Here is a 21,518-nt window from a genome sequence, read left to right on the forward strand (position 1 = left end):
ATCTGCGGGCCGCTAGAGTGAGGAACGGATTTCCTTACCTCTTTGATCGGCGGAAGCATGCGAACGGCTTGAGTCTTTTTTTCAAAAAGCGAGTGCAAGGATGCACGCGATTACCTTGTTTCTAGCTCTGGCGACTGTCGCGGCGGATGGAACATCCGGCCAGATGGTCAACGGCCATGCTGCCGTCACCGCCAATCAGCCCTATACCGCCGGCGTTGTCGAAGCTGCGCCGCAGTCCTTGAGCCCGGCGGCCGCGCCGGATCTCGACGCGCAAGCTTCTCTGGGCGCGAATATGCCGCTCCCCAAGCGGAGCGAGAAAAACAGCTCGCCGGCCGCGTCGATGCTGCCTGCGACCGATTCCAAACAACGGACAGCGACGATTGTCGCGAGTCTGATGTTGGTGGTTGGTCTGTTTTTGATTTTCGCTTGGGCAGGCAAAAAAAAGATGCCGACGGCAAACTCTCGTCTGCCGCAGGAAGTGGTTCAGGTTCTGGGAAAAACGCAGTTGCAAGGTCGCCAACAATTGCAGTTGGTGCGAGTCGGTAATCGCTTGCTGCTGCTCTCCGTAACGCCGCACGGCGCCGAGACATTGACCGAAATTTCGGATCCGCTCGAAGTGGAGTCGTTACTGGTCCATCTGCGTCAAAAAGGAGGCGGCAACATGACCGCTTCCTTCCAAGATGTGCTGCAAAAGATGGGCGGCGAATCGTCGAAACGCGGATTTTTGGAGGCGTAGTCATGAGCCAAGCAAGCAAAATTCGCTGGGTCACGCTTTCGCTACTTTGGTTGGCGATTTCGACCGCTCCTGCATGGGCGCAGCAATCCGCTCAGCAGGTTTCGACGCTCAGCGAACCAACCTTTGATCTCTCCGCCGAATCATCACTTGACGCGCCGGTCTCGGCAGAAGCGTCTGATTTGGCCGACTTTGTCAAAGGTGGCCCCGAACAATGGACTAGCCCCGGCGGGATGGTCAGTACGATTCAGATCATGGTGCTACTGACAGTGCTCAGCTTGGCGCCGGCGATTTTGCTGATGACGACTGGCTTTATCCGCATCATTATCGTGCTAGGCCTGTTGCGACAAGCCTTGGGGACGCAACAGTTGCCGCCGAGTCAGGTAGTGACGGCGATCGCGTTGTTCATGACAATCCTGCTGATGTATCCGACCTGGCAAGAGGTCTACGACGGAAGCGTGGGCCCTTACACCCGCGAAGAAGTGAACCCCGATACCGGTCAGCAATACAAGCTATTCGCCGAGGTTGATCCGACCACCGGCGAAATGGGGCCGGACGAAGCGTGGGAAAAAGGAACGAAGCCGATCCGACACTTTATGAGCAAGCAGATCGATATCGCCGGCAACAGTGATGACGTCTGGATGTTCTTCGAGTTTTTGCCAAAAGCGACCAAAGATGAAATCGGCGAACCGCAATCGTACGATGACGTGCCGCTGCAAGCGTTGATTCCCGCATTCATTCTCAGCGAATTGAAGACCGCGTTTTTGATCGGGTTTCAAATCTATCTGCCGTTTTTGATTCTCGACATTGTGGTCGCCAGCGTGACGATCTCGATGGGGATGATGATGTTGCCGCCGGTGATGATTTCGTTGCCGTTCAAGTTGCTGTTATTTGTGCTGGTCGACGGTTGGACGTTGGTCGTCGGCATGTTGATGCAAAGTTTTGCTACCACGATCTAAACGAGAAAGCTACAAATCCGTCATGGATGTTACAACGACAGTCGATCTGACCCGCGAAGCGATGGTGGTCGCGCTCTGGATCTCGGCGCCTGCTTTGGTGGTTGGCATGCTGGTCGGTTTGGCGATCGGTTTGCTGCAAGCGCTGACCCAAATTCAAGATCAAACGGTCGCCTTCGTTCCCAAGTTATTGGCGATGGCCGCCGCGATGTTGCTTGCGTTGCCGTGGGTGCTGGAGCGATTGATGGTCTACACCGAAACCTTAGTGACGCACATTCCTGATCGTTTGATGGGAGGTTAGTTGCGTGAACCCGGCGAGAGCGAGCTAACGTGGAAAGCTTGCCCCTTTTAGATCCGACGCTGCATCAACTGTTTATCTTCGTCACGGTGTTGACGCGGGTCAGCGGCATGTTCGCGACTGCGCCGATGTTCGGTTCAAGCTACGCGCCAAACAAAGTCAAAGCGTTTCTCGCGATCACCATTTCGATGATGATCACCGGGCTCTTTTGGGGCGAGAAATTTCCGGAGCCAGACCATTGGATGAGTTATCTGGTAGTGCTAGGCGGAGAGTTGTTTATCGGGATTTCGTTTGGCTTGGGGGTTCGGATTCTCTTTGCTGGCGTACAAATCACCGGCCAAATGCTGGGCCAGATCGGCGGTTTATCGGTCGCAGACGCGTTCAATCCGGCGTTTGACGAAAGCGTCCCGCTGTTGTCGGTGATGTTTGATATGGTTGTGGTCGCGATGTTTTTCTGCCTGGGCGGACATCGCTTTATGATTGGCGCACTGCTCTCGACCTTCGCCGATGTTCCACCAGGCGTGGGACTTGCTTCGCCGGAAGTGGTGCACGTATTGGTCTCGACACTTTCCATCAGCTTTATGCTGGGCGTACAAGCGGCGGCGCCAGGCACGGTAGCGCTGCTGATCGGCGTGTTGGTGATGGGGCTGATCAGCCGCACGTTGCCGCAGTTGAACTTGATCGCGGTCGGCTTCAGCTTGAACACAATGTTGCTGATGGTCTTTGTCTTTCTGACGGTGGGGTCGATGGGCTGGTTGTTTCAAGATCAATTAGAACCGACCGTCAATTCGATTCGCGACATGGTCATTAATCGCACGGTGGCGCTCCCCAAGTAGGCGTGAAGCATGGCCGAGCAAGATGATGACAAATCAGAAGATCCAACCCAGCACCGCCGCGACGAAGCGCGCAAGCAGGGGCAGATCACCAAAAGCCAAGACCTGATTTCTGCTGGCATGCTGGTGATCGCGCTCGGCGTGATTATGTACTTCTCGCAAGGGCTATTTCACTTCTTTGGGGACTTTACCCGCGATAAGCTGAGCATCGCGCCGCCATTAGAGATCAGTTTCGCCTGGGCGATGAACGAAAACTTTACTGCCGTTTGGCGGTTAGCGGTCGTGCTTGTGCCGATCCTGTTGTTGATCATGGTCGCCGCGATCGCGCTCAACCTTTTGCAGACCGGCTTTTTGTTTCTGCCGGAGAAATTGACGTTCGATATTCAGCGAATCAACCCGCTGTCAGGCTTTGGCCGATTGTTCGCGCTGGCGAATTTTGTGAAGTTTGGATTTGGCATCATCAAAGTGTTAATCGCGGCGACCGTCGCCGGGGTCAGCATTTATAACGATCTGCCGACCATTTTGGGGCTCTCCGAACGCTCGGCCGGCGAGATCGCCAGTTTTTTGCTTACCACCGCGTTTTGGACGTCGATGAAGATCGGCGCCGCACTGCTGATTTTGGCGCTGATGGACTACGCGTTTCAGTGGTGGAAGCATGAGCAAGACCTGAAGATGACCAAGCAAGAAGTTCGCGAAGAAATGAAATCGATGCAGGGAGATCCGGCCCTGCTCGCGCGGCGCAGGCAAGTGGCGCGGCAATTGGCGATGAACCGCATGTCCAGCGACATTCCAAAAGCCGACTTTGTCGTCACCAATCCCACCGAATTGGCGATCGCGCTGAAGTACGATCCGTACAAGATGGCGGCCCCCATCGTGATCGCCAAAGGCGCCGGCCTGGTTGCGCAGCGGATTCGCCGTTTGGCGCTAGAAAGCAACATCCCGATCGTCGAACGTAAGGAACTAGCCCGCGCCCTCTATCGTGACGCTGAAGTCAACCAAGCCATCCCGGCCGAACAATACGCCGCCGTCGCCGAAGTTCTCCGCTATGTCTACGAGCTACAAGGCAAGCACCTGCCGACGCTGGATGACTTGAAAGAACATGACAAGAAGAATGCGGCCTAGTTTTTCGCTGGGCAGCGGTGTTTTACAAGCATCGAAGATGGGAGCACCGCCGGAATATCATGAGACTCGCCCAGGGGCTTCTCCCCAATGGGCTGTTCGAAAGTAGCCCTTCCTCCGCTCTTCTCCGGCCGCGGCGGCAAAGATTGTCTCTTGAAAAAGTCTTAGACATTTGCTATGATATATTCATACATATTGACTCGCCGTGCGACCCGTTGAGGTCACTTTGGCGGTGCAGCGTCGTTGAGTTCGGCAACTTCGGGAGAGGTTGGCGGGCTTGTTTGCTGCGCGGGATCGAACTTGGGGCGGATCTGCTGTGAAGCGGCGAAAAAAGCAGCGGTCCACAGTCCACTTTGATTGCTCAGAAAAAAAAACGGGGACGAGTCCGGTCCGCTAATCCGCTAATCCGCTAATCCGCTAATCCACAGTCCACAGTCCACAGTCCACAGTCCACAGTCCACAGTCCACAGTCCACAGTCCACAGTCCACAGTCCACAGTCCACAGTCCACAGTCCACAGTCCACAGTCCACAGTCCACAGTCCACAGTCCACAGTCCACAGTCCACAGTCCACAGTCCACAGTCCACAGTCCACAGTCCACTTCGTGAAACTCGTCACGAAGTTTAAAGTCGAAATGGCTAGTTGATTAGGATGCAAAATGATTCGGTCGTCTGCTCAGAGAAAAAAGTGTGGCGGTCCAGTCCGCTCTGGCCTCCCAGAAAAAAACGTGGAAGTCCGGTCTGGTCCGATCAGCTTCGGCAGCTTGCTTCGTTAGGCTTAGTAGAATGGGATGAAGAAGAAGCCCGTGTTTCTTGGAACGCGGCTTTTAAGCTGTCTTGAATTTGAACGATCAGAATGCACGCCGATAAAACTCTTTGATCAACTTCTGGTTGGAACCATTAAGACCGACTCTTCATATGGATTACGAAGCGGCCAATTTGCTGTTACTTGAACATGGTTCAGGCTGGCAAGATGCAAAGGGAGAAATTCATTGTAAAAGCGACGGTTTCCTCGGGATGTTGCGTCCCTATCAGGGATTGATTGAGCGCAACTTTCATCAAGTGCTCGAAGCGATCTACATGGTTGGTGAGCGCGTCTGCCAAGAATCAAAAATGGATCGTGATCTGGCCGGAACGCTCTTTCATCTTTGCTCAACAGCGCGTGGCTGGGGTTTGCGTTCTGGTGGAATGTTGCAGCAAAATAAGTTGATTACAGCAGCCGATACAGAATTACTAGAAAATTGGATCGATATTTTAGAGACCACAATTTCCTCGATTCTCGCCGCCAATCCACCTTTCTTTCGGATCTCGACTTACGCCGAATATGTCATTCGATATGGAATTGGTGAAAACGGAGATTTCTTCATCTCGCAGATGATCCGTCATCTCGAGCTTCCTGATGAAAACGAGGATCAGACTTGCGTGGCGCTGGCCCTGAGTAAGCTCGGTAGCAGGGCCAGAGCGGCCTTGCCTTCACTGCGTGATGCAAGCAAACGACAATTCGCTTCGTGGTGTCATGTGGATGCGCAACATGCGATCGCAAGTGCTCTCGTAAAAATCGAAAAAGCGTAATACCGCAGGCTCGTGTGCGCCATCCACGTCGGATGCTGACAGTGATTTCCTTGCCGCCTGCGGGGGCCAGGACGATTTTCATTGTTCCTCAGCGGGAAGCCACGGGTTGCCCTTTGAGGAGGTAAGTGGGAATCGCTTCCCTAGATTGCAGAGTAGGGGAGCGGCCTGGTCCGCATCCCTGAAATGCCTAACCGAGTTCTCTGCCCCCGGCAGGGGACGGCAAAAAAACAGGCTCTTGCGGCCCAATCGGAATAAGATTCGCATGGTAGGGTAGTGGGTGGATCACCGCTGCGGTCGCATGTCGAACAGGGCACGTCGACTCGCTTGGTTTATGCGCAAGCTACGCAACTTTTGTAGGCAGTTACGACTGACTTACGCAGCAGGACAGAGGATTTATGCCGGAAGCGGAATGGGAGCGTCTCAGCGCTGAGTCACGTCGTGAAAAGGGCGCCAATTGGAAACGCTGGGGACCGTACCTTTCGGAACGCCAATGGGGAACCGTGCGCGAAAGCACCGCGGAAGAAGATCCCTGGCTCAATTTCACCCATGAAGAAGCAATCTGGCGAACCTACCGCTGGGGGGAAGATGGGCTGCTCGGGATTAGTGATCGCCAGTGTCGATTGTGTTTTGGTTTGGCGCTCTGGAATGAAGAAGATCCGATTCTTAAAGAACGCCTGTTTGGCCTGACCGGTCCCGAAGGGAACCACGGCGAGGATGTCAAAGAGGCGTACTATTATCTCGACTCGACGCCGACTCACTCGTATCTCAAGGGGCTCTACAAATATCCCCAGGCCGAATATCCGTACCAGCGTCTGCGGCACGAAAATGCGCAGCGCAATCGCCAGCAGCCTGAGTATGAACTGACCGAAACCGGCATCTTCGACGAAGGTCGATATTTTGACGTCCAGGTCGAATACGCCAAAGCTTCGCCTGAAGATATTTTGATTCGCGTGACAATCTTCAACCGCGGCCCCGATGCGGCGCCGCTCCATTTTTTGCCGACTTGGTGGTACCGCAATACGTGGGCCTGGGGGCCGACGATGGAGAAGCCGGACCAAAAACCTTGCTTGACCCAGGTCGCCGCCGACCAACTGTTGGGCGAGCACGAGTCACTGGGTAATTATGAGATCCGTGTGGATGTCGGCCCTGCTGGCGAACTTCCTGAATGGATGTTTACCGAAAACGAAACCAACTCTTGGCGATTTGAAGACCCCCACAGCCGCCGTCCTTCCTGCAAAGATGCGTTTCATCTTGCGGTGGTCAATGGAATCGAAGGAGTCGTCAATCCCGAACCGACCGGCACCAAAGCGGCCGCTCACTATCAATGCACGATTCCCGGCGGCGAGTCCGTTCAATTCCGAATGCGGATGTCGATCAAAGCGGAACAGCCGGCCACGCCGTTTGGCGCTGGGTTTGATGAAGCGTTCAAACAGCGCATTGCAGAGGCCGATCGCTATGCAAAGTCGTTGGTCGCACCAGGGCTCTCGCATGAAGAAGAGATGATCTTGCGTCAGGCGAACGCCGGCTTGCTGTGGACCAAGCAGTTTTATCACTATGTGATTCCGCGCTGGCTAGAGAACAAAGGTAAAACGCCGGCCGAACATGCCGATACTTCGCCAGGCAAACCGAGTAAACGCAACAGCGATTGGGGGCATCTCTACAATCGCAACATTATCTCGATGCCGGACAAGTGGGAATATCCCTGGTACGCCGCGTGGGACTCGGCGTTTCACCTGATTCCGTTCGCCAAAATCGACCCAGCCTTCGCCAAAGATCAGGCCATCCTTTTCCTGCGCGAATGGTACATGCACCCGAATGGGCAATTGCCGGCCTACGAATGGAATTTTAGTGACGTGAATCCTCCGGTTCATGCATGGGCTTGCTGGCGCGTCTATCAAATGACCGCGTCCAACGGAGATCGCGATCGCGTCTTTTTAGAGCGAGTTTTCCAAAAACTGTTGCTCAACTTTACTTGGTGGGTCAATCGCAAAGACATTCGCGGCAAGCATGTATTTAGCGGAGGTTTCCTCGGACTCGACAACGTCGGGATTTTTGATCGCTCCAAGCCGCTGCCAACCGGTGGGCATCTAGAGCAAGCGGACGGTACGGCTTGGATGGCCTACTTCTGTTCCAGCATGCTGTCGATCGCGTTTGAATTGGCCGAGGATAATCTCGCCTACGAGGACATGGCGTCAAAGTTCTTCGAGCACTACGTTTCGATCGCCGAAGCGATGAACTCGCTGGACGGGACTGGCTTGTGGGACGAGACTGACGGTTTCTACTACGACCATTTGCATATTGATGGTCGTAGCGTGCCGCTACGGATTCGCTCGATCGTCGGCTTGATTCCGCTGCTGACGGTTGATGTGTTGTATGACCGAACCATGGTAAAGCTGCCTGCGTTTCGCAAACGCATGGATTGGTTCCTCAAGTTTCGCCCTGATCTAAGCAAATTCATGACCTACATGGAGTGCGAAGACGAAGGCGAAGCAGCGGGGCAAGGGAAGCGATTATTGGCGATCCCGACCAAAGAGCGTTTGTTGCGCATGCTCCGCTATTTGCTGGACGAGGATGAATTTCTCTCAAACTACGGCATTCGCTCTTTGTCGAAGTACCACGAAGAACATCCATTTGAATACGAACTGCACGGCGAGATGCTCCGCGTGCAGTATTTGCCGGCCGAGTCCGACAGCGGTTTGTTTGGCGGCAACTCCAACTGGCGTGGGCCGATCTGGTTCCCACTCAACTATCTGCTGATCGAAGCGCTTGAGCGCTACTATCAGTTTTATGGGAAGTCGCTGCGAGTCGAATGCCCGGCGCGCTCCGGAGTCTATATGGATCTACAGGAAGTCGCCGACGAGATCCGCCGTCGCTTGTCCAAACTGTTTCTCGCCGACGAAGAAGGTGATCGCCCCAGCTATGCGCGGAGCGACATGTTGCTTAACGATCCCCACTGGCGCGATCTAGTGTTGTTCTACGAATACTTTGACGCCGAAACCGGCAAAGGACTCGGCGCCAGCCATCAAACCGGCTGGACTGCGTTGATCGCGCCGATCTTGGGGACTTTGGCGTCCCGCCATACGGATGTGGCCGCCAAAGAAGCCGAGGAAGAAGCTGCGGCAGCGGCATCTGAGTAAGGTTAGCAGAAGGAAAAGTTTTAACCTCCTGCTTGCGGTCAAGCGGTGCTTACTTGTCGCTGTTCAACTCCAGCGTCACTTCGTTTTCAGCGTCCGCTTCGACGATGGTGCTCAGACCCGAAGTCGAGGTGCTGATGTACTTTTGAGGAACCTGATAGATCTGCTTGGCATACGCAGGGCGACCACGTCCGGTGAATTCGTTTTGATCCGCCGCGTTCTCGACGAAATTGGGATCATCGATCGATTTCACGACGACAATCTTATACTCGCCGGGGAAGACCCCGTCACCCACGCGAGAAGTTCCCATCTGGGTGATCCCATTGGCGTCGGTTTGCCCTGATGCCGAACGCCCGCCGTCGACCGGTGTAAAGACAACCGCCGCCCCTTCCACCGGAGCTTGATCCAGAGTGACGGTCACCGTTGTTTTCGCGGCGCCTTCAAGCAGGACTTGGCCAGAGCAACCAACGACCATCACCGTTGCGATGCACAGACCGTAAATTCGTAGTGTGCTTGCCATGGTATCCGTTTTTTGTGAAGCCAAAGGAGGGAATGAATGAGGGACCGTAGGTAATCGTGGATTACAGCGACGATACGGATTCTTGACCTGACTTTGATCCCATCGCGCCCCATACGCCATACGGCGATTCGCCCGCCTGAGGCGCCGGTTTGGAGAGGTCGCCGGTATCGATTGTTTCGGGAATGAACGTCACCGAACCATCACAAAAGAGCGCGTTCGCGCCGCCGGGATGGTAGCTAGATGCCGTGACGATCGATTCTGACCAGTCATTGGTCTTCCGGCTGCAACTGGGAGAGTTGGGGGGCAGGATGGTGCAGAACCCTTGCATGTTCACCGCTCCATCCGACCAGCGGCGGCCGCTATAGCTAAGGGTCGACGTGCTGCTGGGATAGGTTTGACCCAGGGGACGCATCGCTTGGCAGATGCCAGGATTGATGCCGTCTTGTTCATTCACCACCCAAGGAGTTCCGGTGACGATGATGCCGCCGATCAATTTTTTCTGGTCGGTTCCCAACCCCTTTTCGCCTAGCATCACGGTGTTGCTTTGACCGTCCGTGATCTTGTTGAAGCTGCAATATCTGTAAAGTGAGAAGGGACCGCGGGCCTCGAACGCTTGATGATCCAGCGAATAGCGGCAACAGTCGCCGATCGAAAAAGCGTAGTTAGAGCTTCCCTTTAGATCAAAGGCCGGCAACCGTGGGTCTTCCGTTTCTGAAGGGCAAAGCAACATTTTGACCTGGGTGTCATAGGGGGCATACGGCTTTTGCCACGGTCTCACCCCAAACGAAGCGGCGTTGCTGGCGATCTGATCGTACAACGCGCGCTCTTCGATGTACGGCAGCAAGCCGATCCAGCCGCTTAACCGCTGCCCGGATGCTGCGCCGCCGCCGACACGCGCCGGCAAAGCGCCATAGGTGTCGTGATAGTTGTGCATCGCCAGTCCCAACTGCTTCATCTGGTTGGTGCAAGACATCCGGCGAGCTGCTTCCCGCGCTTGTTGCACCGCCGGCAGCAGCATCGCGATCAAGACCCCGATAATTGCGATCACCACTAACAATTCGACAAGAGTAAAACCGGGGCGTTTTTTCATCGAGGACTCCGTAGGCCAGATCGCAAAATTAGGGGGTACTGTTCAGTAGTGAGCCCATTTAGCTTACGGACGCAGATATTTACACACAATGCTCGGCTTTCCGCTGCCCAATTTTGGCGAGATCCCCGTCACTTTTGACTGACTTGCTAACGAGAAAATAATCGCCGATATTCACGGGCTAAATCCGCCGAGATTTCCCTGGTAAACTGCCGGGGATCGGTTCCGATCGGTGGACCGAATTCGGAACTCACCGCGAAGTTGATTCCCAACCCAATCTTCACCGAGACTTCATCTGGCTAGCGATAAAAGAAAGCGCCCGATTGAGGATTTCCCCGACGAAAGCCGTCTCGCATCATGAAGGATTGTTCGATAACATCCCAAAATAGCAGCGGCGAGTGGACTCCATTCCTTGCGGCCAAAGCTTGACGCCGCCGAGCGATGCCCGTACCCCTATTCAGCTTCAGTAGCCCCATGGCGATTACCAACCAGTCGTTAGTCGACTACCCCTTTTTGGCGGATATGTATCTCGACGCTTATTTCCCTGAGCACCTGGTCGACAAAGGCAAGGCGATCCTCGAAGACCTGTGCGAAACGATTGAGCGGAAGAAGCCCAAGTCGCTGGACGATCTCTACGTGTTGACGCACGCCGCCACCGAAGAATTCAACCAGCTTGCAGCCGAGTTTGAAGAAGAAGACAGCGAAATCGAAACCGCCGCTCGCGACGCAATCGGCAATGACTTTGCGACCATCGCCGAAGCGTACGGGTTTGACGCCGATGGAGAAGAGCTAATCGCGCCGCGCGATTGGTAATGCCGCTCGAAAAGGTAATCGCTCAACCGCTGACCGGGTTGAGCGATCTGTCAGGCAGATTCTTCACTCAATATCGCAACCCATCGATTCAGATTCTGTTCAAGCGCACCTCCAGCAAAACTAAAGACGTGCGCGCGTGTCTGTTCGTCTTCAAACGCCATGCACCAATCGATCTGGCAGCCTGCGGCCGTTGGCGAAAAATCTAGAAACGTACGAAACTTTGGCGCGCCCAAGTGATCAAACACGATCCGCGTTGGTTCGGAGATTTCTAAGAACCGACTTTCGTTGGGATAGTCGGTCCCATCCGGACCATGCATGTCAAACAGCCAATCGCCGCCGGGCCGAAAATCGAACTTGCGAAATGTATTCGAGAAGCCGTCAGGGCCCCACCACTTGGCCAGCAGCGTAGGATCGCGAAACGCTTGAAAGACTTGCGCCGGTGAGAAGGGGACGACTCGGCTAGTGGCGATCTTCCGCTCGGCAGGAAGATCGGTGTGGTCCAGTAGGTTCATCTGGGGCTCTTGTTAGGCTTGGGGCATCTTGGCGTGTCCACAACTGCTATTGCTGCTTCACCGCGGCGTTCCGTTCAGCGATCAACGCATTGATCGTCTCATCCGCTGGGCGAATCTCCCACGGTCCGACTTTTGTCCCCGGGTGTTTGGACATCAGCGCAATCGCATGGTTCATGTCCCGAGCCTCTAGCAGCAAAATACCCCCCAGCGTTTCCTTGGTTTCCGAAAACGGACCGTCCGTCACGTCAACTTTCCCCTCTTTCATCCGCAGCGTAACCGCGTTGCGCATCGTATCGAGCGCCTCGCCGCCGATAAAATGTCCGCCGCGGCGGAGTTCGTCGTCGTAGGCGAAACACTCCTCCATCATTTTCTCCGCATCGGCCTGGGGGACCTCAGCAAACTTCGCTTCGTCGATAAATCCTAAGCAGATGTATTTCATGAGATGGTTATCCTGTAGTTGCTTTCACGGTTTGCTCAGCTATCACTTTTAGCCGAGCTCTTACCCAATAGTCGATCGGCCTCCGCCAGAATCGACAGCCCCACCGAATTATTTTTCTAATTCCCTGATCCGCGCCGTCAATAGCCGGCGTTCCGCCTCTTGCTCGACCATCTCCAGGGCTCGATTAAACGCCGCGATCGCTTCAGTCGATCGGCCTAAACGGCGCAACAGTTCGCCCCGGGCTGCGTGCGCCCAATGATAATCGCCCAGTTCTCCGCCGCTCAAAATGCCGTCGATAAGCTCCAGCCCAGCTTCAGGTCCGTCTCGCATCGCGAGGGCAGCGGCGCGGTTTAGCGCGATCACCGGCGAAGGATCGATCCGCAGCAGCGCGCCATATAAGACTACAATCTGATTCCAGTCGGTTTGGTCGGCGGCGGGGGCCTCGGCATGAATCGCCGAAATCGCCGCTTGCAACGTATAGGCGCCAAACCGCCGTGACCGTAGCGCTTGTTCAACCAATGCGGTTCCCTCGGCGATCAGTTCTCGGTTCCAAAGCGTACGGTCTTGATCTTCCATTAGGATGATCTCGCCCGTTTCAGAGACTCGCGCTTCGCGGCGCGACTCATGCAGCAGCATCAAAGCGAGCAAGCCTTGCACTTCCGGATCAGGCAGCAGTTGCCCAACCAGACGGCCCAGCCGAATCGCCTCGGCGGTCAGATTGGCGCGAATCGGCGCGTCTCCATGCGATGCTGAATACCCTTCATTAAACACTAGGTATATCGCCTCCAGCACCGCATCCAACCGGGCCGGCAACTCGCTCAAAGCAGGAACGACAAAAGGAATTCCCGCTTCGCGAATCTTGGCTTTACCCCGCACGATCCGCTGGGCCATCGATCCCTTGGTTGTCAAAAAAGCGCGCGCGATTTCCTCGGTCGTGAGCCCACATACTTCGCGTAACGTCAACGGTACTCTTAATCGAGGGTCGACCTCGGGATGACAGCAGGTAAAGATCAGCCGCAAGCGATCATCTTCGATCTCGGTCGCCGAACGAGCCGCATTCTCCGAAGCGACTGCTTCCAGCCGAGACGCGATTTCCGGCTGCAATTCGTGCAAGCGTCCTTGCCGACGGAGCGCATCAATCGCTTTGTTGCGCCCGGCCGAAATGAGCCACGCGGTCGGATTGCCCGGCACTCCATGCTGCCCCCAATCTTCGATGGCCGCCGCAAACGCTTCATGCAGTGCGTCGTCGGCTAGCTCAAAGTCTTTCAAGATGCGAACCAGCGAAGCGAACACGCGCCGAGAATCAGAGCGATAAAGCTGGTCGATGTGGTCACGGAGAGTTGAGTTGGCGTCGTCGAGCATGTCGGCTAGTATAAACCGAGTTCAGTCGAGTGGGGGGAGCAAACCGCGAGAGATGGAAGGATGCTCCATTCACACGATCGGTTCACCTGACCCACCAATCCGGTCGCCGAGAATTTCTAGGCGTTTGGGGTGGGTGATGCACACTGGCCCCATCATTTGAAGTTGGTTTTCGATATCCTTCAGCGCTCTCGGATTTAAGGCATGTCATTGACGAGATCCGTAGGCGATCGTCCCAACTGATTCTTGTCGCCGCAGCAGAGGGATCGCTTAGCTATGTGCGTAGCGACGACCGATCCCTTCGATCTCGCTGCCGCTCCCTTGTTTCGTGGAGACGCTAAAGTTGCTCAGAACTTGGAGAGAAATCTACTTTGGTTTCTCTCGCGTATCGCGCGATTACTTGGAGAAGTTCCATAGAATCAATTGGTTTGCTGATATAAGCGTTGCACCCGCTGCGAAGGCAGCGGTCCATGTCTCCCTGCATCGCGTCTGCCGTCAGTGCGATGATGGGCTTGCAATATCCCATCTCTCTTAGTTGTGCTGTCGCTTGGAAACCATCCATCACCGGCATTTGCATATCCATCAGGATGATGTCGGGCGACGAATTCGTGTCGTGCATCCGCTGGATTTGCTGAATCGCTAACAATCCATTCTCGGCGATCAAAACGGTAGCGCCCGCGTTCGTCAGGATGCGACTTGTCAAAAAGCGGATCGCCGCCCGATCTTCGACCAGCAAGATCTCGCATTCGAGCAACGGCTTTTCGGGAAGCGGCTCTTGTGCGGCGATCAGCGCATGGGCTTCATCAAAACGCTGCGCATCAGAGACGGAGTCGGCGATCGAAAACGTGAAGGTGCTGCCTTGCCCCAACTTGCTTTGAACAGTGATTTCGCCCCCCAGCATCGCCGCCAAGCGTTGACTAATCGCTAGCCCGAGTCCGCTTCCGCCGAATTTGCGTGAGACGGACGAATCGGCTTGTTGGAAGGGAAGAAAAAGTTGCTCGATCTGCTGCTGCGACATACCGATGCCGGTATCCGTGACATCAAAATTAATCCGCTCAGGCAGGTGGGTGACAATCAGTCGGACAGAGCCTTGCTCGGTAAATTTCAAAGCGTTGCCAATCAAATTAATCAAGATTTGGCGTAACCGCTTGGAGTCGCTACTGACCAACTTGCGACTGTTCCCCTTGAATTCGACGCTGAAAGCAATGTTGTTTTCAGCAGCACGAACTTTCATCAAGGACTGAATCTCTTCGATCATCCGCACAAGTTCAAAGGGCTCCTGCGTGATCTCGAGTTTGCCAGCTTCGATTTTGGAGAGATCAAGGATGTCATTGATGATTTCCATGAGAAACTCACCGTTTTGCCGGATGATCTTCAAGAAGTCGATTTTCTCTGGATCGACTTCCTGCTGCATGAGCAGTTCTGCATATCCTAAAACGGCGGTCATCGGCGTACGAATCTCATGGCTCATATTCGCCAGAAACTCGTTCTTCACCGTGTTCGCTGCGGCAGCTTGCTGCAACGCCAAGCTCAATTTTTCTTCGCTCAACTTTTGTTGATGAATGTCGGTGATCGTGCCGAACCAGCGGACGAGGCTTCCCTCTTCGTCCCTGACGGGCAAGGATCGGGCCAAGTGCCAGCGATGCTCTAAAGTCGGAGCATGTAGCATACGGAATTCGCATTGGAACAAAACGCCGGTCTCCAGGGCATGATTCCAGCGGGTTTTCGCCTTCGAGAAATCACTTTCATAAATTCGCGACGTCCAATCAAATCCGTGGATGTCCTCGTGGGAAATGCCGAAATAATCGAGCGCTCGTTGATTTAAATATTCGGTCTCGCCCTGTTTTCTCGTGGTGAAGACGATCTGCGGCATTGCATCGGCAAGTTGACTGAATTCACGACCATGGCGCTCTAACGAATCCAACAGATCGCGCACCATATATTGTCGTTTGCGATCCTGCAACCGCGAGCGAACGACGCTTAGAAAGGATTGAATCTGTAAGGGGCGAGTAATCAGTGTTACATTCGCCACTTGTTGCCAGTGCTCGAGTAACGATGAATTTTGGGAAGAAGCGAGCGTTAAGATCAAAAGGGGCAGATCTGACCACGCCGGCTGCTCGGTCAGCATTTGCCTCACCAATTTGCCCGCCGCGCTCAAGAGATGTTCTTCTGCGATCAGCAATACGCCAGCGCCGGCCAACGCTTCGTGACAAAGGTGTTGGATGTCGCGACAAGCGAAGGTTGCAATGTTACTCTCACCCAGGATTCTTGCGGTGATCGTCGAATCCCGCGCGGTGGGAGGAAGCAGCAGGATGCGATGCTTATTAGAATCGGTATCAACGATTTGCATTGCGCTCCTGTCCCTTCAGGAGATTCTCATCCTCGCCGGTAAAAACCGGCGTGCCAGCAAGGATGCCGCGGAAGTTGTGCAGCGGGTCGCCGACCACAATCTTTCCATCAATCATTCGAAATTCGCGGATTGTACGCTCGTGATTGCCATCCCGTTTTTTCACGACAGAGATCGCCTGACGGATCTCGCCGCTCGCTTCAAAATAACGAAATAGAATCACCGTGTCAGCCAGATAGCTGGCGTCAACCGGCGTTTGCATAACGGTTCCCAGCATCCCATGCTGCGCCACGATCAAAAACGTCGCGATGCCGCTGTTGCCAAGATAGTTCAGCAGTTCGTGCATTTGAATTTGCAAGAAGCGTTCTTCCGGCATCGCGCTCAAATACCCATTGAGACTATCAATTACAACAACCGAGACGCGACTTTCCCCCGGCTGCGGTTGAACGGCGGTTCGTACCATATCGGCAAATTCGCCGGGAGAAATTTCGCCTGGGTTCACTTGGCGAATCTCTAACGACCCTTCCGCTTCCAGTTTTTCCAGATCCATCTCCAACCCCTTGGAGCGGAGGATCAGCGTTTGACGGCTTTCATCGAAAACGAAGATTACCGCTCGTTCGCCCCGCTTGCACGCAGTCACGGCAAACAGGGTGGCGCAGGAGGATTTGCCCACGCCGGCCGGGCCAAGCATGAGCGTGCTGGTCCCCGGTTCGATTCCTGTGCCCAGTAGCGTATCAAGTGACGCATTGCCGCTGAGCAGCGGCGCCAAGCGTCCGCTCGGTCGTGCTGGGAAGTTGGTTGAGATCCGGGGGTAAATTTTTATGCCTCCCGGTAGAATATCGAAATCGTGCCAACCTCCGACAAAACTGCGGCCACGATACTTCACCACCCGCAAGCGGCGACGCTCTTCTCCAAAGTCGGCTGACATCCGGTCCAGGCTGATGACGCCGTGCGCGATGCTCTGCAATTGCAGGTCCTGATCGGGTGACGTTTTGTCATCCAAAAAGATTGCCGTGCAATCGCGTCCAACAAAAAAGTGTTTCAGGGCCAAAATTTGACGTCGGTAACGCAATGCACTTTGAGCTAGTAGCCGTAATTCAGACAGCGAGTCCAAGACAACCCGGCGAGGGTTTAACTGCATAACTTGAGCCAACATTTGCTGGGTCGTTTCTCCCAACTCGACTTCCGAGGGGTGAAACATGGTGTACAGCGAATCGGCTTGCAGAGTGTCGGTCGGGTCCACTAATTCATGGATATGTAGACCTTCCAGAGACCAGCCGTGCGTCTTTGCAATGGCTTCGAGTTCGACCTTTGTTTCTGATAGTGAGACGTAAAGTCCCGTTTCCCCTTTTTGAATTCCATCAAGCAGAAACTGCATGCCGAGGGTCGTTTTACCGGCGCCTGGATGACCGTCTAATAAATAAATCCGATTCGCCGTCAGGCCCCCGCGGAGGATTTCATCTAATTCGACGTTTCCTGTACTGATATCCGCTTTCTCACCATGCATTGGAGATAAATATCCTCGTGCAAGAAGTGGTGCTTTTTCTTATCTCAGTGAACCCAAGTATACCAATCTCGTTTCTCAGGCAAAAGTTTGCGCTGGAACATGTCGGATGGGGACCCGGAAGCAGGATCCTGGTGGATCTGCCTACCGGGGCGGATTCAACTCTTTCCCTCTCCCCAGCGAACAGGCTTTTCGCCGGCTGATCCTTTATAAAAGACTTTTTTGGGGGCAGACACTTGGCGATTGCTAGTCCTCGCCTGGTCGCGCGTCAACCAAGGCGATCCCAGGCATGCCCTTCAGGCAGATAGGTACTGCAGTTATCAGGGATTCATGAAAGAGGTATCCAGCACACGACCACCGGCCACAAATCGGACTCCTCTATTTATTCAGCCTAGTCACCGAAAAATCGCAATTGCAGTGGATCATCGGCTTAGTGAATCAATCGGAGAAATCTAAGGGGGCGAGTCTCTTGAGATCTTGGATGTCTTCAAGGTTACCGTCGCCAATTTCGCCGCCGCTTTCGAATGTCGCACAATTCGATTCCCCTGGACTTCAGGACGACCTGCGCCTCCTATTCTTGTTCCGGTCGAGTTCAGTCATGTGGTGATAGGAAGCGGACGAATAGTCGTGGTTCAGCGGGGAGCATTCGTTCCCTTGGCTTTCCCCAAAGGTGAAGGTTAGACGGCTTCCCGCGATGGCGAAATCCCAGTTAGATTTTGAAACATCGACACCCACGCAGTTTTCTTAATATCAGACATGTGCGCTGCCCAGCTAGGTGACACGAGCCGGCATTACTGCACCTGCACGCTCCGGCGACTGCTTGGGTTTCAGTACGAAAATCGGGCGGTAATCCAGCTACTTGACGGTATTTTTGACGTCTGCGCCACCAATCCAACAGGGGCGACCAGCGGGAGTCCCGGCCTTCGTAGCAAACCGATCCAATTTGCTATTCGATTGCGTGCGCAGACATCAATAGGCCAAGGGTGGGACCATCTGTCGCCAGTTGCTTTGTTCGGTCTCACCAGCCGCAGGATACAAGGGTGTTTTTGCAACATCCGGTTTCATGCAGCATCAACGGCTGCGCAAACCGATCGCGTTGATTGATGAGAGTGGATCGGATTCGGTATTGCTCCACCCGCCCTGCGATACTTTCCCCTTCCAGAGTCATTCTCAGAATCCAGTCTCCCTCAAAAAAAATAAAACCCGGTGAAAAACAGGCGAGACGCTATTGACCAAGTTGTTTACAGTTCTATATTCGACTATTCGAATGTATGCTAGTTTGCCGGATTGAAAGTGCAGCAATGTTGGAGTCAATGCGACAGTTTAAGGCTGGCGTCTTTCAGGCGCTTGGCCATCCCACTCGTGTCGCCATTGTGGAGTGTCTTAGTCGTGGCGAGATGTCGGTGAGCGCTCTGTGGGAGGAGGTCGGGATCGAGCAGGCAAACGCATCGCAGCATCTTGCAGTCCTTCGAAGTAAGCACCTCGTTGAAACCCGAAAGCAAGGCAATCAGATTTTCTACCGACTCCGCGACCCGATGTTGGGGGAAGTACTAGAGAAGATGCGGGAGTTTTTTTTCGCCCACATGAATGAGGCGATGGAAGTGCTGCGCGAAGAGAAAAAAGTGGCTAGGAAAGTCTCGCAGAGGGCGAAGCGATGAAGCGGAGCAGGATGCCGAAGCAGGTCGATTCCTCGAGGATATTTTCTGACCTAGCAGCGGCAGTGCAAGCCGGATTTGTTCTCGCCGCTATGCTGCTTATCTGCGAGGTGGCGAATGCCACGACCGTCGAGAAGGAAACGATAGATTCCGTCGAGGACAATCGATTGCACGTCTTGCAGGAAAAGCACATTCCCAGCGATGTCATCGATGTCCACATCCACGGACCGTTTCTGTTGGGCATCGGCCAGAAGCTGCATACCGAGTTAACCACTCAAATGGGTAGCCGTGCACTGGTAGTCCTCCTGTGGCTACACAATATGGCGGCCCTTGACACCATTGGGCAGCTCGCGCTGGAAGACATCGCACGCACACTTCATTCTGCCGGACGCCACTTGATTCTGTACTGGGCAAGGCCGCTATCTGCTAAGTTTATGCAGCATGTCGGGCTTGAACTTCATGTCGGCCGTGGAAGCATCTGCCCGCAGTTCATGGCGGCGTTGGAGCGGGCAGGAATCGCCTAGCAGTATCGTGCAGTTCTCGAAGCCCCTAAAATCCCACCTTTTCGCAGGCTCTTTGACCAGTCATGTTTGAAAAAATCGCAGCATTGAACATGCCAAGCGTTGATCCAGCCACAATTGCCCTATTGCTGCTCTCTTGGCCCCTCGTCCTCAACCTGCTGACGATAATTAAGCCGAAATCCAAGTACGCTTTCTACTCGATCATGATCGGATCGACTGCCGTAATGGCTTTGGGAACGTACTCGTACGGTCCCGTTTCAGGGCCGATACGCATAAGTAATTGGATTGTGTTTTCTCTCGACACGCCATCATGGATTTTTGTCATTCTGATATACCTCTGCTGGTCCGTGACCTTGGTGTACTGCATGGGGTACGTTGCAGCGCAATTCTCGACGAAGGCGGAGACATTTCATCGTTTCTTGAGTGCCACACTTGCACTATCGATTGGCGCTGGAATATCTGATAATTTTATCACTTTGCTGTTCTTCTATACCGTCTCGATACTGACAATTATACCATTAATAACACTTCGCAATAATGATGCTAGCAAGCGAGCCGTAAACTACTACATTCATGCGACAATATGGCCTGTTTTGCTTATTGCAATTCCTGTGATTTCTCTTAATTTTCCTCTGGACGTGCCCTTTGAAAACATTGACGTGCAACAACTAGGATGGAGTCATCAGAGGAGCTCGTTCGTTCTGGCAGTAATCGTCATTGCGTTCTCTAAGAACTGTGTTGCGCCTTTTCATCTTTGGCTTGCGCGGACTGCATGTGCCGCCGCGCCGGTCACGGCAATGATTCACTCCGTGGCCTCAGTGCAAATTGGTATTATTGCTCTATTTAAGATTGCCAAGCATGTCTACGGCTTGGAACTTCTCAGCGAACTTAGCAGTCATTTCTTCCAGGCTGGCTGGTTAATTTACTTATGCGGCGGCACGGCCGTTTACACAGCGATACGAGCGTGGAAGACGCAAGATTTAAAAGAACGATTCTCGTTCTCAACGGTTGGGCAGCTCTCCTACATCATTACTGCAATACTGATCGGTAGCGAAGTGGGTATGCAAGGAGCGATGCTCCATATCATCACTCACGCAATCGCTAAACTTAATTTATTCTTCTGCGCAGGTGCCTATCTCACTGCTTTTGGCTCAGTCCAGTCGTCACGGGTCGCTGAAGCACTGCCGGGGAGACGCTGGCTTGGTCTAGCGGCTATTCTGTCCGGGTTGTCGATCAGCGGATTTCCGTTTCTTGCTGGATATTACAGCAAAGATTTAATGCTGTTAGAAGAAATTCACCGCCATCAGTATTTTGCTGCAGCCTTTCTATTGACGGGTAGCTTCTTAAACTTTGTTTACATTTATCCGCTAATCCGCGCAACCTTTCAAAAGCCGCCCTCCACCCCGCCTGCGATAGCGCCCCTACCGCTACCCATGGCAATTGCAATACTGCTCTGTTCAGGAATGCTGATTGCATTGTCGGTTATTGCCTACAGTCTAACGAATCATGCAAGCGTCTAATAATTGGCCCTTGATGATCAACCAGTTCCTGAGCGTCGCCAAATTTGCGTGGTTTGCCCCCTTGAACGTAACCATTCATGCCCCGGGGGAGAAATCGCTCTTCCCTGAAATCCCAAAATCAGCGGGTGATGGAATTCATGAGGAAGCCATTCCGCCAATTCCGGAGGATTCGAGGCCGCCAGCCACGTTGAGCCTATTCTTCGAGGCTATGCGAATCACTGCTGCTTGGTGGGGGCTCTCTGCTGCATTCATCTCAACGAGAAATTTAAGCCAGCGGTCATAGTCTTGCGTGCATCGCAAGATTGGCTCTCGACAAAGCAAACGCGGTCCTCTTTGATAGTGATCGACTCTCAGGAACTTGTCGCGGCGATTTAGGGGGCTATTTTTTGACGTCCGAGCTGGGCGCCCGAAATGTTCTGATTTTTAGGTTGCCCGCCGTTTTTTCAGCGATTTATCTCTTGCCTTGCTGGATCGACTGTTAGTATAAATATGTACAGGTTAGATCGTTCGCGATGGATGCCGTAATAGCCTCAAATTTTGGAGGTTTTCTACCGTAACTTGCAGCACGAAGGGACGTGCTGACGTCTTGTTTTTCGT

General features: G+C 53.8%; 18 protein-coding genes. 11 read left to right on the top strand and 7 right to left on the bottom strand.

What is annotated here, in order from left to right; translation table 11 throughout:
• Positions 1-100: 100 nt before the first annotated feature.
• From SH421x_RS05370 to SH421x_RS05400, 7 genes are all read left to right on the top strand, one after another.
• Complete coding sequence (locus tag SH421x_RS05370) at positions 101-736, top strand: FliO/MopB family protein (protein WP_488854372.1); 636 nt, start codon at positions 101-103, stop codon at positions 734-736.
• A gap of 2 nt (positions 737-738) precedes the next feature.
• On the top strand, positions 739-1,692 hold the full coding sequence (locus SH421x_RS05375) for a flagellar type III secretion system pore protein FliP (RefSeq protein ID WP_488854373.1): 954 nt from the start codon (positions 739-741) through the stop codon (positions 1,690-1,692).
• Positions 1,693-1,714: 22 nt separating this feature from the next.
• Positions 1,715-1,990 carry a flagellar biosynthetic protein FliQ gene (locus SH421x_RS05380; RefSeq protein ID WP_488854374.1) on the top strand — a complete coding sequence of 92 codons (276 nt, stop codon included), beginning with the start codon at positions 1,715-1,717 and terminating at the stop codon, positions 1,988-1,990.
• A gap of 29 nt (positions 1,991-2,019) precedes the next feature.
• Complete coding sequence (locus SH421x_RS05385) at positions 2,020-2,823, top strand: flagellar biosynthetic protein FliR (protein WP_488854375.1); 804 nt, start codon at positions 2,020-2,022, stop codon at positions 2,821-2,823.
• 9 nt (positions 2,824-2,832) lie between these two features.
• The gene (gene flhB / locus SH421x_RS05390) at positions 2,833-3,942 is read left to right on the top strand and encodes a flagellar biosynthesis protein FlhB (RefSeq protein WP_488854376.1); all 1,110 of its coding nucleotides are present in this window, start codon (positions 2,833-2,835) and stop codon (positions 3,940-3,942) included.
• 914 nt (positions 3,943-4,856) lie between these two features.
• Positions 4,857-5,510, top strand: a complete 654-nt coding sequence (locus SH421x_RS05395) for a hypothetical protein (protein WP_488854377.1) — start codon at positions 4,857-4,859, stop codon at positions 5,508-5,510.
• A 395-nt stretch (positions 5,511-5,905) separates the two neighbouring features.
• Complete coding sequence (locus tag SH421x_RS05400; protein WP_488854378.1) at positions 5,906-8,647, top strand: MGH1-like glycoside hydrolase domain-containing protein; 2,742 nt, start codon at positions 5,906-5,908, stop codon at positions 8,645-8,647.
• A gap of 49 nt (positions 8,648-8,696) precedes the next feature.
• Here the strand turns inward: SH421x_RS05400 and SH421x_RS05405 are convergent, their stop codons facing one another.
• Both SH421x_RS05405 and SH421x_RS05410 read right to left on the bottom strand, forming a co-directional pair.
• The gene (locus tag SH421x_RS05405; protein ID WP_488854379.1) at positions 8,697-9,164 is read right to left on the bottom strand and encodes a hypothetical protein; all 468 of its coding nucleotides are present in this window, start codon (positions 9,162-9,164) and stop codon (positions 8,697-8,699) included.
• Positions 9,165-9,225: 61 nt separating this feature from the next.
• Entirely contained in the window at positions 9,226-10,254 is a 1,029-nt protein-coding gene (locus SH421x_RS05410; protein WP_488854380.1) for a DUF1559 family PulG-like putative transporter, read from the bottom strand.
• Between the two features lie 471 nt (positions 10,255-10,725).
• On the opposite strand from SH421x_RS05410, the gene SH421x_RS05415 reads away from it, so the two are divergent.
• Complete coding sequence (locus tag SH421x_RS05415; RefSeq protein WP_488854381.1) at positions 10,726-11,064, top strand: DUF5713 family protein; 339 nt, start codon at positions 10,726-10,728, stop codon at positions 11,062-11,064.
• A gap of 50 nt (positions 11,065-11,114) precedes the next feature.
• On the opposite strand, the gene SH421x_RS05420 is transcribed toward SH421x_RS05415, so the two are convergent.
• From SH421x_RS05420 to SH421x_RS05440, 5 genes are all read right to left on the bottom strand, one after another.
• Complete coding sequence (locus SH421x_RS05420; protein WP_488854382.1) at positions 11,115-11,576, bottom strand: SRPBCC domain-containing protein; 462 nt, start codon at positions 11,574-11,576, stop codon at positions 11,115-11,117.
• Between the two features lie 46 nt (positions 11,577-11,622).
• Positions 11,623-12,015 (bottom strand): YciI family protein, encoded by a 393-nt coding sequence (locus SH421x_RS05425; RefSeq protein WP_488854383.1) that lies wholly within the window; start codon positions 12,013-12,015, stop codon positions 11,623-11,625.
• A 108-nt stretch (positions 12,016-12,123) separates the two neighbouring features.
• On the bottom strand, positions 12,124-13,377 hold the full coding sequence (locus SH421x_RS05430) for an RNA polymerase sigma factor (RefSeq protein WP_488854384.1): 1,254 nt from the start codon (positions 13,375-13,377) through the stop codon (positions 12,124-12,126).
• Positions 13,378-13,711: 334 nt separating this feature from the next.
• Complete coding sequence (locus SH421x_RS05435) at positions 13,712-15,724, bottom strand: hybrid sensor histidine kinase/response regulator (protein WP_488854385.1); 2,013 nt, start codon at positions 15,722-15,724, stop codon at positions 13,712-13,714.
• Positions 15,711-17,228, bottom strand: a complete 1,518-nt coding sequence (locus SH421x_RS05440) for an ATPase domain-containing protein (RefSeq protein ID WP_488854386.1) — start codon at positions 17,226-17,228, stop codon at positions 15,711-15,713. The genes SH421x_RS05435 and SH421x_RS05440 overlap by 14 nt, the downstream gene beginning before the upstream one ends.
• Before the next feature lie 1,310 nt (positions 17,229-18,538).
• Here SH421x_RS05440 and SH421x_RS05445 point away from each other — a divergent pair.
• From SH421x_RS05445 to SH421x_RS05455, 3 genes are all read left to right on the top strand, one after another.
• On the top strand, positions 18,539-18,883 hold the full coding sequence (locus SH421x_RS05445; RefSeq protein ID WP_488854387.1) for an ArsR/SmtB family transcription factor: 345 nt from the start codon (positions 18,539-18,541) through the stop codon (positions 18,881-18,883).
• An 11-nt stretch (positions 18,884-18,894) separates the two neighbouring features.
• A complete protein-coding gene (locus tag SH421x_RS05450; protein WP_488854388.1) occupies positions 18,895-19,404 on the top strand; it encodes a hypothetical protein in 510 nt (169 codons plus the stop codon).
• Positions 19,405-19,466: 62 nt separating this feature from the next.
• Entirely contained in the window at positions 19,467-20,921 is a 1,455-nt protein-coding gene (locus SH421x_RS05455) for a proton-conducting transporter transmembrane domain-containing protein (RefSeq protein WP_488854389.1), read from the top strand.
• The last annotated feature ends 597 nt before the right edge of the window (positions 20,922-21,518 follow it).

Source organism: Blastopirellula sp. SH421 (assembly GCF_057808535.1).

What these genes read in the sequence shown, in the direction of transcription:
- SH421x_RS05400 (WP_488854378.1), top strand. Translation starts at nt 5,906, where the DNA reads ATGCCGGAAGCGGAATGGGAGCGTCTCAGCGCTGAGTCACGTCGTGAA.
- SH421x_RS05415 (WP_488854381.1), top strand. Translation starts at nt 10,726, where the DNA reads ATGGCGATTACCAACCAGTCGTTAGTCGACTACCCCTTTTTGGCGGAT.
- flhB (WP_488854376.1), top strand. Translation starts at nt 2,833, where the DNA reads ATGGCCGAGCAAGATGATGACAAATCAGAAGATCCAACCCAGCACCGC.
- SH421x_RS05430 (WP_488854384.1), bottom strand. Translation starts at nt 13,377, where the DNA reads ATGCTCGACGACGCCAACTCAACTCTCCGTGACCACATCGACCAGCTT.
- SH421x_RS05375 (WP_488854373.1), top strand. Translation starts at nt 739, where the DNA reads ATGAGCCAAGCAAGCAAAATTCGCTGGGTCACGCTTTCGCTACTTTGG.
- SH421x_RS05420 (WP_488854382.1), bottom strand. Translation starts at nt 11,576, where the DNA reads ATGAACCTACTGGACCACACCGATCTTCCTGCCGAGCGGAAGATCGCC.
- SH421x_RS05455 (WP_488854389.1), top strand. Translation starts at nt 19,467, where the DNA reads ATGTTTGAAAAAATCGCAGCATTGAACATGCCAAGCGTTGATCCAGCC.
- SH421x_RS05410 (WP_488854380.1), bottom strand. Translation starts at nt 10,254, where the DNA reads ATGAAAAAACGCCCCGGTTTTACTCTTGTCGAATTGTTAGTGGTGATC.
- SH421x_RS05425 (WP_488854383.1), bottom strand. Translation starts at nt 12,015, where the DNA reads ATGAAATACATCTGCTTAGGATTTATCGACGAAGCGAAGTTTGCTGAG.
- SH421x_RS05370 (WP_488854372.1), top strand. Translation starts at nt 101, where the DNA reads ATGCACGCGATTACCTTGTTTCTAGCTCTGGCGACTGTCGCGGCGGAT.
- SH421x_RS05435 (WP_488854385.1), bottom strand. Translation starts at nt 15,724, where the DNA reads ATGCAAATCGTTGATACCGATTCTAATAAGCATCGCATCCTGCTGCTT.
- SH421x_RS05380 (WP_488854374.1), top strand. Translation starts at nt 1,715, where the DNA reads ATGGATGTTACAACGACAGTCGATCTGACCCGCGAAGCGATGGTGGTC.
- SH421x_RS05405 (WP_488854379.1), bottom strand. Translation starts at nt 9,164, where the DNA reads ATGGCAAGCACACTACGAATTTACGGTCTGTGCATCGCAACGGTGATG.
- SH421x_RS05440 (WP_488854386.1), bottom strand. Translation starts at nt 17,228, where the DNA reads ATGCATGGTGAGAAAGCGGATATCAGTACAGGAAACGTCGAATTAGAT.
- SH421x_RS05450 (WP_488854388.1), top strand. Translation starts at nt 18,895, where the DNA reads ATGCCGAAGCAGGTCGATTCCTCGAGGATATTTTCTGACCTAGCAGCG.
- SH421x_RS05395 (WP_488854377.1), top strand. Translation starts at nt 4,857, where the DNA reads ATGGATTACGAAGCGGCCAATTTGCTGTTACTTGAACATGGTTCAGGC.
- SH421x_RS05445 (WP_488854387.1), top strand. Translation starts at nt 18,539, where the DNA reads ATGCGACAGTTTAAGGCTGGCGTCTTTCAGGCGCTTGGCCATCCCACT.